General features: G+C 67.2%; 12 protein-coding genes. 7 read left to right on the top strand and 5 right to left on the bottom strand.

What is annotated here, in order from left to right:
• Window positions 1-3: 3 nt before the first annotated feature.
• Both PKE75_RS06120 and PKE75_RS06115 read left to right on the top strand, forming a co-directional pair.
• Window positions 4-447 carry a DNA polymerase III subunit chi gene (locus PKE75_RS06120; RefSeq protein ID WP_271167818.1) on the top strand — a complete coding sequence of 148 codons (444 nt, stop codon included), beginning with the start codon at window positions 4-6 and terminating at the stop codon, window positions 445-447.
• 67 nt (window positions 448-514) lie between these two features.
• Window positions 515-1993 (top strand): S10 family peptidase, encoded by a 1479-nt coding sequence (locus PKE75_RS06115; RefSeq protein ID WP_271167817.1) that lies wholly within the window; start codon window positions 515-517, stop codon window positions 1991-1993.
• Between the two features lie 4 nt (window positions 1994-1997).
• Here PKE75_RS06115 and PKE75_RS06110 read toward each other — a convergent pair whose 3' ends face one another.
• From PKE75_RS06110 to PKE75_RS06095, 4 genes are all read right to left on the bottom strand, one after another.
• Window positions 1998-3200: a YeeE/YedE thiosulfate transporter family protein gene (locus tag PKE75_RS06110; RefSeq protein WP_271167816.1), complete on the bottom strand. Its 1203-nt coding sequence runs from the start codon at window positions 3198-3200 to the stop codon at window positions 1998-2000.
• Entirely contained in the window at window positions 3197-5053 is a 1857-nt protein-coding gene (locus tag PKE75_RS06105) for an ABC-F family ATP-binding cassette domain-containing protein (RefSeq protein ID WP_271167815.1), read from the bottom strand. Before PKE75_RS06105 ends, PKE75_RS06110 begins: the two co-directional genes overlap by 4 nt.
• A gap of 52 nt (window positions 5054-5105) precedes the next feature.
• Window positions 5106-7043, bottom strand: a complete 1938-nt coding sequence (locus tag PKE75_RS06100) for a calcium-binding protein (RefSeq protein WP_271167814.1) — start codon at window positions 7041-7043, stop codon at window positions 5106-5108.
• A 171-nt stretch (window positions 7044-7214) separates the two neighbouring features.
• Window positions 7215-9158 (bottom strand): calcium-binding protein, encoded by a 1944-nt coding sequence (locus PKE75_RS06095; RefSeq protein ID WP_271167813.1) that lies wholly within the window; start codon window positions 9156-9158, stop codon window positions 7215-7217.
• Window positions 9159-9468: 310 nt separating this feature from the next.
• Here PKE75_RS06095 and PKE75_RS06090 point away from each other — a divergent pair, with 310 nt between their 5' ends.
• Window positions 9469-11490: an acetyl-CoA carboxylase biotin carboxylase subunit gene (locus PKE75_RS06090; protein ID WP_271167812.1), complete on the top strand. Its 2022-nt coding sequence runs from the start codon at window positions 9469-9471 to the stop codon at window positions 11488-11490.
• Window positions 11491-11511: 21 nt separating this feature from the next.
• Here PKE75_RS06090 and PKE75_RS06085 read toward each other — a convergent pair whose 3' ends face one another.
• A complete protein-coding gene (locus tag PKE75_RS06085) occupies window positions 11512-12279 on the bottom strand; it encodes a S1 family peptidase (protein WP_271167811.1) in 768 nt (255 codons plus the stop codon).
• 47 nt (window positions 12280-12326) lie between these two features.
• Between PKE75_RS06085 and PKE75_RS06080 the strand changes: the two genes are divergently transcribed.
• From PKE75_RS06080 to PKE75_RS06065, 4 genes are all read left to right on the top strand, one after another.
• On the top strand, window positions 12327-12617 hold the full coding sequence (locus PKE75_RS06080) for an acylphosphatase (RefSeq protein WP_271167810.1): 291 nt from the start codon (window positions 12327-12329) through the stop codon (window positions 12615-12617).
• Between the two features lie 88 nt (window positions 12618-12705).
• The gene (locus PKE75_RS06075; protein ID WP_271167809.1) at window positions 12706-13980 is read left to right on the top strand and encodes a glycosyltransferase; all 1275 of its coding nucleotides are present in this window, start codon (window positions 12706-12708) and stop codon (window positions 13978-13980) included.
• Window positions 13981-14260: 280 nt separating this feature from the next.
• On the top strand, window positions 14261-15985 hold the full coding sequence (gene ilvD, locus PKE75_RS06070; RefSeq protein WP_271167808.1) for a dihydroxy-acid dehydratase: 1725 nt from the start codon (window positions 14261-14263) through the stop codon (window positions 15983-15985).
• Complete coding sequence (locus PKE75_RS06065) at window positions 15972-16769, top strand: tetratricopeptide repeat protein (RefSeq protein ID WP_271167807.1); 798 nt, start codon at window positions 15972-15974, stop codon at window positions 16767-16769. Before ilvD ends, PKE75_RS06065 begins: the two co-directional genes overlap by 14 nt.
• Window positions 16770-16793 lie beyond the last annotated feature (24 nt).

Genomic DNA, 16793 nt, shown 5'->3' with positions numbered 1-16793 from the left:
GAGGTGACCGAAGTCCTGTTCTACCAGCTGACCAGCCAACCGCTCGACAGGGCGCTGCCGGCGCTGCTCGAGAAGTGCCTCGAGCGGAAGTGGAAGGTCGTGGTGCAGGCGGTTGCGCCGGAACGCGTTTCTGCGCTCGACGATGCGCTCTGGACCTATTCCGACGAGAGCTTCCTGCCGCATGCGGCCGACGCCGACGGTAAGGACGAGACCATCTGGCTGACGACGACCGACCTCAACCCCAACGCGGCCGAGGTGCGGATCATGGTCGATGGGGCGACGCCGCCCGACCTCAGCGCCTACGCCCGCGCGCTGGTGATGTTCGACGGCTCGGACCCCGACGCGCTCGACGCCACGCGCGCCCAGTGGAAGACGCTGAAGGCCGCGGGCCACGCCGTCACCTACTGGCGGCAGGCCGACGACGGCCGCTGGAAGCGCGAGGCGTGAAGCGGGCCTTGTCGACATCCTCGTGATCGGGCTCGAAGGCGGCCCGCCGCGCTCCATCTTGGGCCCGATGATCAGGTCATGCGTTCGCGCCGCGCTCGGCGCCGTTCTCGTCTCGACGCTCGTTGCGTCCTCCGTGCTCGCCCAGGAGCCCGGCGCGCTGCCGCCGGACGCGAGCGCCAAGCGCACCGCGGCGACGCCCGACGATACGCTCGCCTACACCGTGGCCGTCGAGCCGGTGCCGCTCAGCGACCCCGAGGGCAAGAAGCTCGCGGAGATCGTGGTCACGAGCTACACGCTGGACCGCACCAAGCCGGCGTTGCGCCCGATCACCTATGTGTTCAACGGCGGCCCGGGCGCGGCCTCCGCCTTCCTCAATTTCGGAGGGCTCGGGCCGAAGCGCCTCGCCTTCGGCAACGAGGGCGACACGCCGTCCGACCCGCCGGCGATGGTCGACAACGCCGACAGCTGGCTCGCCTTCACCGATCTCGTTTTCGTCGATCCCGTCGGGACGGGCTACAGCCGCTCGGTCGGCGGCGGGGACGCCGAGCGCAATTTCTGGTCGGTGCAGGGCGACGCGGAGTCGCTGTCGCGGATCGTCGCGAAGCATCTCGCGTCGAAGAACCGGCTGATGTCGCCGGTCTTTCTCGCGGGGGAGAGCTATGGCGGGTTCCGCATTCCGCTGATCGCGAAGACCCTGCAGTCGCGCGACGGCGTCGGGGTGCGCGGGCTGGTCGCGATCTCGCCGGTGCTCGACTTCTCGATCCGGCAGGGGGCGGATTCGTCGCCGCTCACCTGGGTCAACGGGCTGCCGTCGCTCGCGGCGACCATGCGCGAGACCAAGGGGCCTGTGACGCGCGCCGATCTGACGGACGTCGAGGCCTATGCGACAGGCCCCTTCATGGCGGACCTGATGAAGGGACCGCGCGACGCGGCCGCCGTCGAGCGCATCTCGGCCAAGGTGGCGGAGCTGACGGGGCTCGACCCCGCCTTCGTCAAGCGGCTCGGCGGACGCGTCGACGTGCGCTCCTTCGTCCGCGAGTTCCGCCGGGGGCAGGGCAAGGTCGGCTCGGCCTATGACGCCAACGTCACGGCGTTCGACCCCGAACCGACCGCGGGACGCTCGAATTTCGACGATCCCGTGCTCGACGGCGCGCTCGCGCCGCTGACGCGGGCGGCCGTCGACTTCTACGCGCGCGACCTCGGCTACCGCGTCGACCGTCGTTACGAGCTGATCAACGGCGAGGTGAACCGCAAATGGCGCTGGGGGGACGGTCAGGAGCCGGCGGAATCGGCGAGCGAGCTGCGCGAGGTGCTGGCGCTCGACCGGAAGATCCGCGTGCTCGTCGGCCACGGCGCGACCGACCTCGTCACGCCCTACATGGAATCGAAGATGGTGCTCGACCAGCTTCCGGCCTTCGGCGATCCGGAGCGCGTGGCGCTCAAGGTCTATCCCGGCGGCCACATGTTCTACACCCGCGACGCCTCGCGGGCGGCGTTCACGCGGGACGTCAAGGCGCTCTACGACACGGCCGCGCCCGCGGAGTAGCGCTTCAGCCCATCGGCTCCGCCGGCTGCTCAGGGACGACCGGCGGCGGGAACAGCTTCAGCCCGAACAGGACCCCGATCGAGGCGAAGGCGAGGAACACCCAGCCGGACGCGGCGCCGATCGCGACGCCCGCGATCGCCTCGCCGGTCACCGCGCCCAGCGCCGTCATGGCGCCTGCCCCCAGCAGCAGCCCGCCGACGATCATCTCGATGCCTTCGCGCAGGGTGAAGCCGTCGAGCGCGAAGCGGCCGGAGGCCAGCGCGCAGGCGAAGGCGCCGGCGACGAAGCCCCAGACGATGACGACGTGTTCGGTCAGCGCGAAGCCCTGAAGCCTGGGCACCACGATGCCGCCGACGCCGGCGTCGAGGCCTGGCAGGTCGGGCGGAGCGAGGCCGACGAGCGTCGCCAGCCAGCGCGCGACCGTCGCGCATTCCGCGATCAGGCCGAGCGGCTCGCCGAAAGCGTAGCTCGCCGCCACCAGTGCCCCGAGCAGCGCGCCCGCAGCCGGAGCGGGCCACGGCTCCACCAGAATCCGCACCGCGACGGCCTTCAGGTCCGGCGCGCGCTTTGGCCGGAACCGCCACAGCGCCGCCGCCATGACCAGGAGGACGCCAAGCTGCGCCGCGAGCGTCCCCAGATAGCCGAACGCCGCCGGCAGCCATGGCGCCGGCGCGCCGACGACGGCGAGGTTGTAGGTCCAGGGCCAGAGCGAGACGCCGGCGACGAAGCCGACGAAGGTGGCGAGCAAGGCGGGCGCCGCGATCAGCGAGCCTTCGCTCAGCCGGCGCAGATGCACCATCAGGCCGCCGCGCGCGATCACCGAACCCAGGCCGAATGCGAAGGCCGCGATGGGCAGCAGCCAGCTCACCGGCCCGATCCTGGCGTGCTCCGGAGCGGCCGCCGCGCCGAACAAGCCAAGCGCGCCGAGCGTCAGCGTCGCCGCAACGGCGAGCGCCGCGAGGAAGCCCAGGAGCTGCTCGGAATTGCGAAGCACGATGAGGTCGCGCCAGGCGCGCACGAGCGAAAGTTCGCCTCGCTGCAGCGCGACGCCGAACACGACGCCGGCGACCAGCGCCCAGCTTCGGGCGCCGAAACCGCCGTCGAGCGCGGCCAGCCCCCCGGCGCCTGCAAGCGCCACGACGAGAACCGCCGCGGCGGCTGTCGGATTCGGCCGTGAAAGGTGTTTGAGAAAGAGCGGCCGCGTCACGCGGCGGCCACCTCTTCGAGATCGGCGCTCGCGGCGAGCCAGGTCTCTTCGGCGTCCGCCAGCGCCCGCTCGAACTCGGCGCGGCGGCGGCTGAGATCCGCGGCCTTCTCGGGCTTGTCGCGCAGGGCCCCGGAGGCCGCGAGCTCGGCGTCGATGCGGGCGATCTCGCCGTTGCAGTCGGCCATCAGGGCTTCGAGCGAGGCGATCTTCTTGCGGAGCGGTCCGGGGTCGGCGGCGCGCTTCGGCTGAGGCTGGGCGGCCGCGGCCTTGGCGGCCTTCCGCTGCCGCGCCTCGGCCTGGAGGATGTATTTGCGGTAGTCGTCGAGGTCGCCGTCGAAGGCCCGCACGCCGCCGTCGCCGACGAGCCACAGCCTGTCGGCGGTGGCGTCGAGCAGATGCCGGTCATGGCTGACGAGGATGACGGCGCCGCCGAACTCGTTCAGCGCCTGCGCGAGGCTCTCGCGGCTGTCGATGTCGAGATGGTTGGTCGGTTCGTCGAGGATCAGCAGATGCGGCCCCTCGAACACCGCGAGGCCGAAGGCGAGGCGGGCCTTCTCGCCGCCCGACATCTTCTCGACCTTGGTGTCCGACCGCTCGCCGGGGAAGCCGATCTGGGCCGTGCGCGAGCGCACCACCGATTCGGCCGCGTCCGGCATCCGGCGGCGGATGTGGTCGTAGGCCGAGGCCTTGAGGTCGAGATCCTCGACCTGGTGCTGGGCGAAGAAGCCGACGACGATCCGGTCGGAGCGCGACACCCGGCCCGCGCTCGCCTGAAGCCGGCCGGCGAGGAGCTTCGCGAAGGTCGACTTGCCGTTGCCGTTCGAGCCGAGCAGGGCGATGCGGTCGTCCGGGTCGAGGCGCAGGTTCAGCTTCGACAGGATGGTGCGGTCGCCATAGCCCGCTGAGACGCCGTCGAGCGCGATCAACGGCGGCGCGAGCTCTCGCGCGGGCTCCGGGATGCGGAACGGCACGACCGAGCGCTCCACCACCGCCTGGATCGGCTGCATCTTGGCGAGCCGCTTGACGCGCGATTGCGCCTGCGTCGCCTTCGACGCCTTGGCCTTGAAGCGGGCGATGAAGCCCTCGAGCCGCTTGCGCTCCTCCTCCTGGCCCTTCTGGGCTTTCAGATCGAGCGCGAACTTCTCGCGGCGCATCTTGTCGAACAGGTCGTAGTCGCCCTTCCACAGGACGAGCTTGCCGTTGTCGAACTGCAGGATGTGGTCGACGGAGGCGTTGAGCAGGTCGCGGTCATGGCTGATGACCAGCACCGTGCGCGGATAGCGCGCGAGATAGTCCTGGAGCCAGAGCGTGCCTTCGAGGTCGAGATGGTTCGTGGGTTCGTCGAGCAGCAGCAGGTCGGGCTCGGAGAACAGCACGGCGGCGAGCGCCACGCGCATCCGCCAGCCGCCGGAGAAATCGGCGCAGGGACGCCCCTGCGCCTCCTCGTCGAAGCCGAGGCCGGACAGGATGCGCGCTGCGCGCGACGGCGCGTCATAGGCGTCGATGTCGTCGAGCCGCTCCATGATCTCGCCGATGCGGTCGGGATCGGTCGCAGTCTCGAGCTCGAGGAAAAGCGCGGCGCGCTCCTTGTCGGCGGCGAGCACCACGTCGATCAGCGCCTCGGGGCCGGACGGCGCCTCCTGCGCGACCGAGCCGATGCGCAGGCCCTTCGGGATCGTGACCACGCCGTCGTCGGGCTGCAGCGCGCCCGAAATCAGCTTGAACATCGTGGTCTTGCCGGTGCCGTTCCGGCCGACGACGCCGACGCGGGCGTTGTCCGGAATGGCGACGGTTGCGTGGTCGAGCAGCGCGCGTCCTGCGATGCGGCAGGTGATGTCGTTCAAATGTATCATGACCGCCCCCTTGTGCCGCGTGCGATGCGGCGCCGCAAGAGGACGAAAGCGCTCAGACGAACAGGAAGTCGGCTGCGACCAGGCTCGCTTTCGAAACGTTGTAGAGCGTGACGATGTCGGCGTCGCTGAAGCGGATGTCGGTCTGGATGTAGTCGACGTTGTTGGTCTCGGTGGCCGCGTTCATAACGGCGGAGAAATTGGCGAACAGGCTCTTGTCGAACTGGATGAGATCGTGGCCGGAGGCCGATCCCGCGACGAAGTCATCGACGAGATCCTTGCCGAAGCCGCTGTGGAACACGAAAGTGTCCGCGCCGCCGCGGCCGAGGAGGTAATCGTTGCCCCTTCCGCCATCGATGACATTTGCAGCGCTGTTGCCGGTGATGCCGTTCTGCAGGGAGTTGCCGGCGCCGTTGATCGCCTTGGAGCCTTCGAGCGACAGGGATTCGGTGTACTGACCGGCGAGCGAGAACGACACGGTAGAGTGGACGAGGTCCGCTGCGTTGTCGGACTTGGACTCCGCGACGACGTCGCCGACGTTGTCCACGTAATAGACGTCCGCTCCCGCGCCTCCGGTCATGGTGTCCGCGCCGGCGCCGCCCTGGATGACGTTGGCGTCGATGTTTCCCGTCAGCTTGTCGGCGTATGAGGAGCCCGTGAGGTTCTCGATCGAGACGAAGACGTCGCCCGCCGCGTCGCCGGCGCCGCCGGCGGAGGTCGCGAGGTTGGCCGAGACGCCCTTGGACGCTCCCGCATAGGACGCGGTGTCGATGTCGCCGCCGCCGTAGAGCGTGTCGGCGCCGGCCCCGCCGATCAGCAGATTCTTGCCGCTGTTGCCGGTGATGGTGTTGGCGAGGGTATTGCCGGTTCCGCTGAGATCGCCGGCGCCGTCGAGATAGAGATGCTCGATGAACTGGCCCGCGAGCGAGAAGGAGACGGTCGAGCGCACCGTGTCCGTGCCCTCGTGGTTGGCCTCGATCACGACGTCCTTGGCGTTCTGGACGAAATAGAGGTCGCTTCCGCCGAGGCCCCTCAGGACGTTCACGCCGCCGTTGCCCGTCAGCGCGTTTGCGCCGTCGTCGCCGGTCAGGTTCAGCTTGGCCGTGCCCATCAGCGCGAGGTTCTCGATGTTCCGGTAGTTTTCGAGGTTGAGGGACATCGTCGACGACTTGAGCGTGTCGACGCCGCCCGCCACGCCTGCATTCTCGACGATGGTGAGCGGGTCCGCGTCGATGATGAACGTGTCGTCGCCCGATCCGCCATCGACGACGCCGAAAACGTGACCTCCGCGATTGTCGAACGTGTCGGAGCCGTCGCGGAGGGCCACGTCACCCGTGATCTCGCCGCCGCGATTGTCGAACGCGTCGACCAGAACGCCCAGCGACACGTCGCCGTGGATTTCGCCAGAATTCGCGATGCTGCTCGATCCGCCGGAGTCCGTCGATCTGAAGCTGATATCGCCGTCTATCGTCCCCGAGTTGGTGATGTTCAGCCTGGAAGAGTGCCCGGACGGCGCGTCGGTCGTGAAGCGGAAGTCGCCTTCGACGACGCCGGAGTTCTGGATCGTGAGGCTGATGCTCTGGAGGTTCGCGACGACGGCGCCGCGTATCAGTCCGGAGTTGTCGAGATAGCCGCCGTCTGCGAACGATACCGCGAAGAAGCTCGAGACGATGTCGCCCTCGTTGTCGAGATTCCCGTAGCCATCGAAGATGACGCCGATTTCGGCCGAGATGTCTCCGCTCGCCGCGTTGCGCACGGAGCCGCCATAGCCCGTCATCCAGACCGCGACGGCTCCGCCGTCGCCGACCACGTGCCCGTAGTTGATCAGGGACGAAAAGTTGAAGCCTTTGCTTACGATCGTCCCGTACTGGTCGCTCGCGTTGTACAGGTAGACCAGCACGCCATCCTTTATGATCGCCGTCTCGGGCGAACCGGTGAAGTGATAGGCGTAATCTACGTTCGAGACGACGATGTCGTCGCTGACTACTGGCATCGCGGCCTCCCGATGGCGGCAATGACGCGCATCCTTTAGCCCGGCGCGCCGATCAAGGTCGACGACGCTATGGGAGTCCGGTCCGCCCCGCATCAGTAGAACTGCTTGGTCGGCCCAGATAGCTGCGGGCGTTCCTCGCCGTGAGCCGGCCGAGCGACGACGAGGAATGCCTCAGCCGAACAGGAAGTCGGCGCTTGTGAGGTCCGCCTTCGCGGTGTCGAGCAGGGTGATGGTGTCGTTGGCGTCGTAGGCGATGGTCGTGGTGTAGACGCCGTCGTTGTTCATCTCGGTCGCATGGGCCATCACAGCCGCGTAGTTCGCGAACAGGCTCTTGTCGATCCGCAACAGGTCGTGGCCGGAGCCTGAGCCCGCGGCGAAGTCCTCGATCGTGTCCATCCCGAACTTGGCGTGATAGACGAAGGTGTCCGCGCCGGCGCCGCCCAGGAAGACGTCGTCGCCCTTGGCGCCTTCGATGACGTTGGCCTTCGCATTGCCCTGGATGTAGTTGGCGAGCGAGTTGCCCGTACCGTTGATCGCGCCTGCGCCGTCGAGAAACAGCGTCTCGATGTATTGCCCCGCGAGAGAGAAGCTCGCGGTTGCGTGCACCGCGTCGTAGTCGGCCGGGACATTCGCTTCGACCACGACGTCGGCCGAGTTGTCGACGTAGTAGGTGTCGCCGCCCTTGCCGCCGATCATGGTGTCGGCGCCGGCGCCGCCGGTGATCACGTTGACCGAGCCGTCGCCGGTCAGGACGTCGGCGTATTTCGAGCCGATCAGGTTCTCGATCGAGCTGTATCTGTCGCCCGCCGCGTCGCCCGCGGTCCCTCCCGAGACGAGGTTCGCCGTCACCGCTTTCGACGCCGTGGCGTAGGAGGCCGTGTCGACGCCGCCGCCGCCCTCCAGCGTGTCCGCGCCTTCGCCTCCGATGAACAGATTCGCCGCGTCGTTGCCGGTCAGCAGGTTGTTCTGGGTGTTGCCGGTGGCGTCGATCGCGGCGAAGCCGTCGAGGATCAGGTGCTCGACATACTGGCCGGCGAGCGAGAAGCTGACGGTGGAATGGACGGTGTCGTAGCCGGCGCCCTTGGCCTCGCTGACCGTGTCGGCGGCGGTCTGGACGTAATAGGTGTCGTCGCCCAGCCCGCCCTTGAGCGCGTTCCTGCCGGAGTTGCCGGTGAGGATGTTGTCGCCGGCGTCGCCGGTGAGATTGAGGTTCAGGGCACCGAGCAGCTTCAGGTTCTCGATGTTGGAGTAATTCGCGAGGCTGAGCGATATCGTCGAGGACGCGAGCGTGTCCGAACCGCCGTTCGTGTCCTCGAATATCGAGACCGGCGTCGCGTCGATGATGAAGGCGTCGTCGCCCGCGCCCCCGCTGACCATGCCGTCGACATGGCCGCCCCGGTTGTCGAACGTGTCTGCGCCGTCCCCGAGAAAGACGTCGCCCGTGATATGGCCGGCGCTGTTGACGATCGTGTCGTCGAGGGCGAAGCAGTTGATGTCGCCGTTGATCAGGCCGGAATTGGCGATCGACGATTTCGCGTTGCCGGACTCGGAGTAGATCTGGACGCTGCCGTTGAGCGTCCCGGCGTTGACGACCCGGATGGACAGGAACGTCGTTTCGGCGGCCCCTGTCAAAAACAAGGCCGTTCCGCCGCCGGCGTCGATGAGTCCGGAGTTGTCGATGGTGAGGCCCGACTGCTTGATCGATCCGTAGACGGCGCCGACCATTCGTCCGGTGTTGTGCAGAACCCCGCCGTCGCCGAACGCGGCTGAGTAGTTCGAGCTGCTGATCAGGCCGTCATTGTCGAGCTCGCTGAAGCGGCCGTCGAACCGGACGCCGCCGCCTTCGGCGACGATGTCGCCGCCTGCGCCGTTCCGGACCAAGGCGCTGCCGTCCTTGAACCAGGCCCCGATGGCGACGCCGTCGCCGACCACGTGTCCGTAGTTGACGAGACCGGCCCCTGCGAAGCCGTCCTCGTAGAAGGTCGCGACCGGGCCGGAGTTCGAATAGAGGTAAACCACCACGTCCTGCTTGACGATGAAGGTCTCCGGCGAGGAGTCGTAATGGACGGTGTAGAGCTTGTTGGTTTCGCTCTGATCAGTGCTGATGATAGGCATGTCGGCCTCCTTGGGGCGCTCCGACACGCGTCGACGTCTCGGCCGTATGGTCGCCCGTTCGTCTTCGAAGGCTAGCCGACGCCCGATTCGCGGACATCAGTAGAAATGCTTGGTCGCTCCGGATGATTGCGACGGTTCGTCGGCCGCGCTTTGCGCCGCGACCGCCATGGTCCGTCCCCGATGCTGCGCCGCAGCGCGTTCGCCCATCGGCCAAGTGGACGGCGAACGACGCTTGACCGTAAGAACGCAGCGAGCCTTGCCCGCCATCCCCGCGGGGATGCGAGACCTCGCCCGGGAGCGGTCCGTCCGAATGTTCAAGAAGATCCTGATCGCCAACCGCGGCGAGATCGCCTGTCGCGTCGTCAAGACCGCCCGCCGCATGGGCATCAAGACCGTCGCGGTCTATTCCGACGCCGACAAGGACGCGCTGCACGTCGAGATGGCGGACGAGGCCGTCCACATCGGTCCGCCGGCCGCGGCGCAGTCCTACCTGCTGATCGACAAGATCATCGCCGCCTGCAAGCAGACCGGCGCCGAGGCGGTCCACCCCGGCTACGGCTTCCTGTCGGAGCGCGCGGCGTTCCCGACGGCGCTCGCGGCGGAGGGGATCGTGTTCATCGGCCCGAACAGCCACGCCATCGAGGCGATGGGCGACAAGATCGAGTCGAAGAAGGCGGCCGCCGCGGCCAACGTCTCGACCGTCCCCGGCAATCTCGGCGTGATCGAGACCGTCGAGGACGCGGTGCGCGTCGCCGACGAGATCGGCTATCCCGTGATGATCAAGGCCTCGGCCGGCGGCGGCGGCAAGGGCATGCGCATCGCCCACTCCGCGGACGACGTCGCGGAAGGCTTTCGCGCCTCGCGTTCGGAGGCCAAGTCCTCCTTCGGCGACGACCGCGTCTTCATCGAGAAGTTCATCGTCAACCCGCGCCACATCGAGATCCAGGTTCTCGGCGACAAGCACGGCAACGTCATCTACCTCGGCGAGCGCGAATGCTCGATCCAGCGCCGCAACCAGAAGGTCGTCGAGGAGGCGCCGTCCCCGCTGCTCGACGAGGCCACCCGCAAGGCGATGGGCGAGCAGTCCGTCGCGCTGGCGAAGGCGGTCGGCTACGATTCGGCGGGCACCGTCGAGTTCGTCGCGGGGCAGGACAAGTCGTTCTACTTCCTGGAGATGAACACCCGCCTGCAGGTCGAGCATCCGGTGACCGAGCTCGTCACCGGCGTCGACCTCGTCGAGCAGATGATCCGCGTCGCCTATGGCGAAAAGCTCGCCATCCGCCAGGAGGACGTGAAGCTCACCGGCTGGGCGATCGAGAGCCGGGTCTACGCCGAGGACCCGTACCGTAACTTCCTGCCCTCGATCGGGCGCCTCACCGCCTATCGACCGCCGGCGGAGTCGAGCGAGAACGGGATCACGGTGCGCAACGACACCGGCGTCGTCGAGGGTGGCGAGATCTCGATGTTCTACGACCCGATGATCGCGAAGCTCGTCACCCACGGGCCGGACCGCCTGTCGGCGATCGAGGCGCAGGGGGCGGCGCTCGACGCCTTCGGGATCGACGGCATCCAGCACAACATCCCGTTCCTCACCGCGCTGATGGAGCATCCGCGCTGGCGCGAGGCCAGGCTCTCGACCGGCTTCATCGCGGAAGAGTTTCCGGACGGCTTCGCGCCGCGTAAAGCGCAGGGCGAGATCGCCGAGACGCTGGTCGCGATCGCGGCCCAGATCGACTGGCTGACCCAGGAGCGGCGGCGCGAGATCTCCAACCAGCTCCGCAAGGGCGCGGCCACCAAGGAGCGGCTGCGCACCGTGCTGCTCGACGGCGAGCCCACCCGCGTCGAGACCAGCCTCGACGGCGACGCCGTGATCGTCCGCACGCTGGACGACTCCGCCAAGGAGACCGCGGCGCGGCGCGTCGTCACCGGATGGCGGCCGGGCGAGCCGGTCTGGGCGGGCGAGATCGACGGCAGGAAGATCTGGGCGCAGGTGCGCAAGCGCCAGAGCGTCTATGGCTACGACATCGCCCACCGCGGCGTCGCGGTCTACGCCCGCGTCCATGGCGAGCGCATCGCCGAGCTGCTCGCGATGATGCCGGAACGCGTCGTCCCCGACACCTCGAAGCTGCTGCTCTGCCCGATGCCGGGGCTCGTCGTCTCGCTCGCGGTGACCGAGGGGCAGGAGGTCAAGGCCGGCGAGACGCTCGCCGTCGTCGAGGCCATGAAGATGGAGAACGTGCTCCGCGCCGAGCGCGACGGCGTGATCGAGAAGATCAACGTCAAGGCCGGCGACAGCCTCGCGGTCGACGCCGTGATCCTCGAGTTCGCGTGAGCGTCCTACTGGCGTATTGAATCATGGCATTACCGTTGTCTGGTCCTTCCTTTCGGCATGAATGATTTGATTAATAAACCGCTCCGGCCAAACACGGGCTAGCTGTGTATCAGTTTTACTCTTATCTTCGGAAAATAAGCGGCCGGAATAAACGCCCATAAGTTTAGTCACGGGCTGCGTCGTCATAATTTGAGAGTCTCTCGTTCTGTAGTTAATCCCGCGAAAAACGACTGGAGAACCAGACATTCCAGGTAATGTAGCGGTATCGATGATGTCAAAGCCCTCGGTATGTTTTTGTGTAGCGATCTCGGCAGCAATCGTTCCTCGTTTCCAAATTGGGGCAATGGTTCTGGTAAAAAAAGGATACCCGATAGTAAAAACATCTGCGCCAATATCTAATATTATGTCCCTTTGTGCAATTTCGTTGATAGACTGGAGGTGGCTAAAAATGTAGTTTTTGACCTCGATTGCAGCAATATCGATTTTGTTATTTGATTGATGAGTAAACCATACTGGCATGCCATCATAATAAAGCTCAATGTCAGTTTCGTCGATAATTCCGCTAAAATTAGTATGTCCAATTATAAGATGGTTCGGACGTAGTCCGCGTTCTTTGTCAAGTGTCGCTCCAGAATCAATGTCTTGTCCTGTAAGATTATGAAGAGCGGTAACGAGAAAAGTGCGTTGCTGTCGACGCCACAAAAAACAAGTGCCTTGACCGCCGGGCTCTTGGTTGAAAAACATCCTGATCGGTCGAGTTGCCAAAGAGATGGCGTTTAAGGCGATCATACGGGCTCATACTCGCGATCAGCGTTGAGACAACGGTCGTAGGATAGATGGGTCAGTCTGTCGAACGCTTCGAGATCACAGGCCTCGTCCAGGGCGTGTTCTACCGCAAATGGGCGCGGGCGACCGCCGAGGGGCTGGGCCTGCGCGGCTTCGTGCGGAACCGCGCGGACGGCTCGGTCGAGGCGGTGCTGGCGGGTCCGGAGGAGCGCCTCGACGGGTTCGCTGAAGCCTGCCGGGCGGGGCCTCCGGACGCCCGCGTCGAGCAGATCAGGCGCTTGCCGGCGAAGGCGGGCGATATGCCCGAAGGGCAGGGCGTGACCATCGCCGAGGACGCCTGACGCGAGGCCGATGGTCCCCACAACCGCGCTTTGACAACCGCCCGGCGCCAACCGATCCTCTGGGAGAAACCGGCCGGGGGCGCGCTGCGTGGACGTCGTCTTCATCCACAACAACTTCCCCGGACAGTTCGTCCACACCGCAGCCGCGCTCGCGCGGCGGCCGGGGGTGCGGGTGTTCGCGGTCGGCGGGCCGACGGCCAAGATGCGGCCGGGGATATCGCTCGCCGCCTACCGCCTTCCCCCGAACCCGCCGCGCGCCGGCCATCCGCTCGCCGAACGCTTCGTGACCGACATCGTGCGCGGCGAGCTCGCGGCGAGCGCCATGCAGAAGCTGAAGCAGGAGGCGAAGGTCGACCCGGCGCTGGTCGTCGGCCATTCCGGCTGGGGCGAGACGCTGTTCGCGCGCGACATGTTCCCGAACGCGAAGCATCTCGTCTACAGCGAGTTCTTCTACAACCACTCGGGCTCCGACGTCGGCTTCGACCCGGAGTTTCCGGACGCGGGGCTCCGCGCGGCGTTCCGGGTCCGCACCAAGAACGCCGGCATGCTGACCTCGCTTGCGAGCGCCGATCTCGGCCTCTCCCCGACCGAATGGCAGAAACGCCAGCACCCCGAGATGCTGTGGGACCGCATCAGGGTGATCCATGACGGGGTCGACACGGTCGCGGCCAGCCCGAAGCCGAACGCGCGCTTCGAGATTCCCGGAACGGGCAGGACGCTGCGGCCCCGCGACGAGGTCATCACCTTCGTCAACCGCCAGCTCGAACCCTATCGCGGCTACCACATCTTCATGCGGGCGCTGCCGGAGATCATGCGGCGGCGGCCAAACGCGGAGGTCGTGATCGTCGGCGGCGACGGCGTCTCCTACGGCCGGCGCGCGCCCGACGGGAAGACCTGGAAGGGCGTCTTCCTCGACGAGGTGCGCGACCGGCTGGACATGTCCCGCGTCCATTTCGTGGGAAACATCCCGAAGCCCGATTTCATCGCGATGCTGCAGGTGTCGTCGACCCACGTCTATCTGACCTATCCCTTCGTGCTGTCCTGGTCGCTGCTCGAGGCGATGGCGGCGGAGTGCCTGATCGTGGCGTCCTCGACGCCGCCGGTGCGCGAAGTGGTCGAGGACGGCGTGACCGGGCGGCTGTTCGACTTCTTCGACGTGGCCGGCTTGAGCGATCTGGTCGTGCAGACGCTGGCCGAGCGCGAAAGCCTCGGCGCCATGCGCCGGGCGGCGCGCGCCTTCGCCGTCGCGAACTACGACCTCGCCAGCGTCTGCCTGCCGCGACAGATGGCGCTGCTCGACGGGATACTCGACCTGACGCCGTCCGGCGACCCTCCGAGGGTCGCCGCGAGCCCCGTTGCATAAGCGCAACATATGAGCCGTCGCCCGTCGTCGGGGGCGGCGCGGTGAGGCTAATCGCCGCCATTACGCCACAAAGCCCCGACACTTACGAATGTAACCTGCTGAAAGACATCGCGATCTTGGTTAATAGCCGGGCCGGGGGGCCGGGACGTTCCAAAATCAGCAGGCCGCGCGCGTTCGGGCAGTTCTGGCCGGCACAAGAAAAAGCCGGCCTCGGTTGTCGCGAAAGTCTCGCCGGAGCGACGTAAGGGGTGCGTTTCGCCCCGGGGGATTTGGGCGGGTAATGGACGGACAGGTTTTCGATAAGACGAAGCTTCCGAGCCGGCACGTCACCGAGGGCCCGTCCCGCGCGCCGCACCGCTCCTACCTCTATGCGATGGGTCTGACCAAGGCCCAGATCCATCAGCCGCTGGTCGGCGTCGCCTCATGCTGGAACGAGGCCGCGCCCTGCAACATCTCGCTGATGCGCCAGGCGCAGGCGGTGAAGAAGGGCGTCGCGGCCGCGCACGGCACGCCGCGCGAGTTCTGCACCATCACCGTCACCGACGGCATCGCGATGGGCCATGAAGGCATGAAGTCCTCGCTCGCCTCCCGCGAGGTGATCGCGGACTCGGTCGAGCTCACCATGCGCGGCCATTGCTACGACGCGCTGGTCGGGCTCGCGGGCTGCGACAAGTCGCTGCCGGGCATGATGATGGCGATGGTCCGCCTCAACGTGCCGTCGATCTTCATCTATGGCGGCTCGATCCTGCCGGGCTCGTTCCGCGGCCAGCCGATCACCATCCAGGACGTGTTCGAGGCGGTCGGCAAGCACTCGGTCAACGCGATGTCCGACGAGGACCTCGACGAGATCGAGCAGGCGGCGTGCCCGTCGGCCGGCGCCTGCGGCGCCCAGTTCACGGCGAACACCATGGCGACGGTGTCCGAGGCCATCGGCCTTGCGCTGCCGTATTCGGCGGGCGCGCCCGCGCCTTACGAGATCCGCGACCGGTTCTGCATGACGGCCGGCGAGATGATCATGGAGCTGATCGCCCGCAACATCCGCCCCCGCGACATCGTCACCCGAAAGGCGCTGGAGAACGCTGCGACGGTGGTCGCGGCCTCCGGCGGCTCGACCAACGCGTCTCTGCATCTGCCGGCGCTGGCGCATGAGGCCGGCATCGAATTCGACCTGTTCGACGTCGCGGAGATCTTCCGGCGCACCCCATATGTGGCGGACTTGAAGCCGGGCGGCCGTTATGTCGCCAAAGACCTGTTCGAAGTTGGCGGCGTGCCGCTGCTCATGAAGACTCTTCTCGACCATGGTTTTCTTCACGGAGACTGTCTGACAGTCACCGGACGGACCATCGCCGAAAACATGGAAAAGGTCCGCTGGAACGCGGACCAGGACGTCGTGCTGCCTGCGAATAAGCCGCTGACGAAGACCGGCGGCGTGGTCGGCCTGCGCGGCAACCTCGCCCCGGACGGCGCGATCGTGAAGGTCGCCGGCATGAAGACCCAGCAGTTTTCCGGCCCCGCCCGCTGCTTCGACAGCGAGGAGGAATGCTTCGAGGCCGTCTCCTCGAAGACCTTCAGGGAAGGTGAGGTCCTCGTCATCCGTTACGAGGGGCCGAAGGGCGGCCCCGGCATGCGGGAGATGCTCTCGACCACCGCCGCGCTCTACGGGCAGGGCATGGGCGACAAGGTCGCGCTGATCACCGACGGGCGCTTCTCCGGCGCCACCCGCGGCTTCTGCATCGGCCATGTCGGTCCGGAGGCCGCGGTCGGCGGGCCGATCGGCCTCGTCCGCGACGGCGACGTCATCTCGATCGACGCCGTCGCCGGCACCATCGAGGTCGCGCTCACCGACGAGGAGCTCGACATCAGGCGGCGGGACTGGAAACCGCGCGATAACGGCTTCGGCTCGGGCGCGCTCTGGAAATACGGGCAGGGCGTCGGCCCCGCGCGCTATGGCGCCGTGACCCATCCCGGCGGTCAGTTCGAACGGCGCGCCTATGCTGACGTATGAGCGCATCGCCGCGGTCGCGGCCGTAGGGATTACGCTGTTCGCCGCCGGCGGGGCGCGCGCCTTCGAGGGCGCGCCTTCGAAGAAGGAGCAGTCCTCCGCCTATCAGGCCTTCCAGACCGGCGCGCGCGCCTACATGGCCGGCGACAAGGCGGCGGCCGTGACCTCGCTGCTCGACGCGGCCAGGCTCGGCCACGCCATGGCCCAGTGGAAGCTCGCCCGGATGTACGCCGAGGGCGACGGCGTCGACCGCGACGACGTCAAGGCGTTCGACTACTTCACCCAGGTCGCCAACGCCCACGCCGACGACGAGCCCTATACCGACCAGTCGCGCTTCGTCGCCAACTCGTTCGTCGCGCTCGGCAACTACTATCTCGACGGCATCCCGAACAGCCAGATCAAGCCCGACGCCGCCCGCGCCCGCGAGATGTTCTCCTACGCCGCGTCGTATTTCGGCGACCCGGACGCCCAGTACAATCTGGCGCGGATGTATATCGACGGGCCGGACGGCGAAAAGGATCCGCGGCAGGCGGCCCGCTGGCTCGGCCTCGCCGCCAACAAGGGCCAGCGCGAGGCCCAGGCCGTGCTCGGCCACATGCTGTTCAACGGCCTGCAGGTGCCGCGCCAGCGCGCCCGCGGCCTGATGTGGCTGACTCTCGCCAACGCCGCCGCCGGCCCGAACGACAAGTGGATCGGCGACCTCTACCGGGAGGCGGAGGCTGAGGCCTCGGCCGAGGACCAGGAAACGGCGCAGGCTTACGTCGCCGCGTGGAACAAAGACCGCTGAAGCCGTCATACCCGCTTCGCCGGG

The organism is Hansschlegelia plantiphila, from assembly GCF_027922265.1.
GTDB classification, from domain to species: Bacteria; Pseudomonadota; Alphaproteobacteria; order Rhizobiales; family Methylopilaceae; genus Methylopila; species Methylopila plantiphila.
The sequence above is the reverse complement of the archived record's forward strand: the minus strand, read 5'-3'. Positions and strand labels throughout refer to the sequence as shown.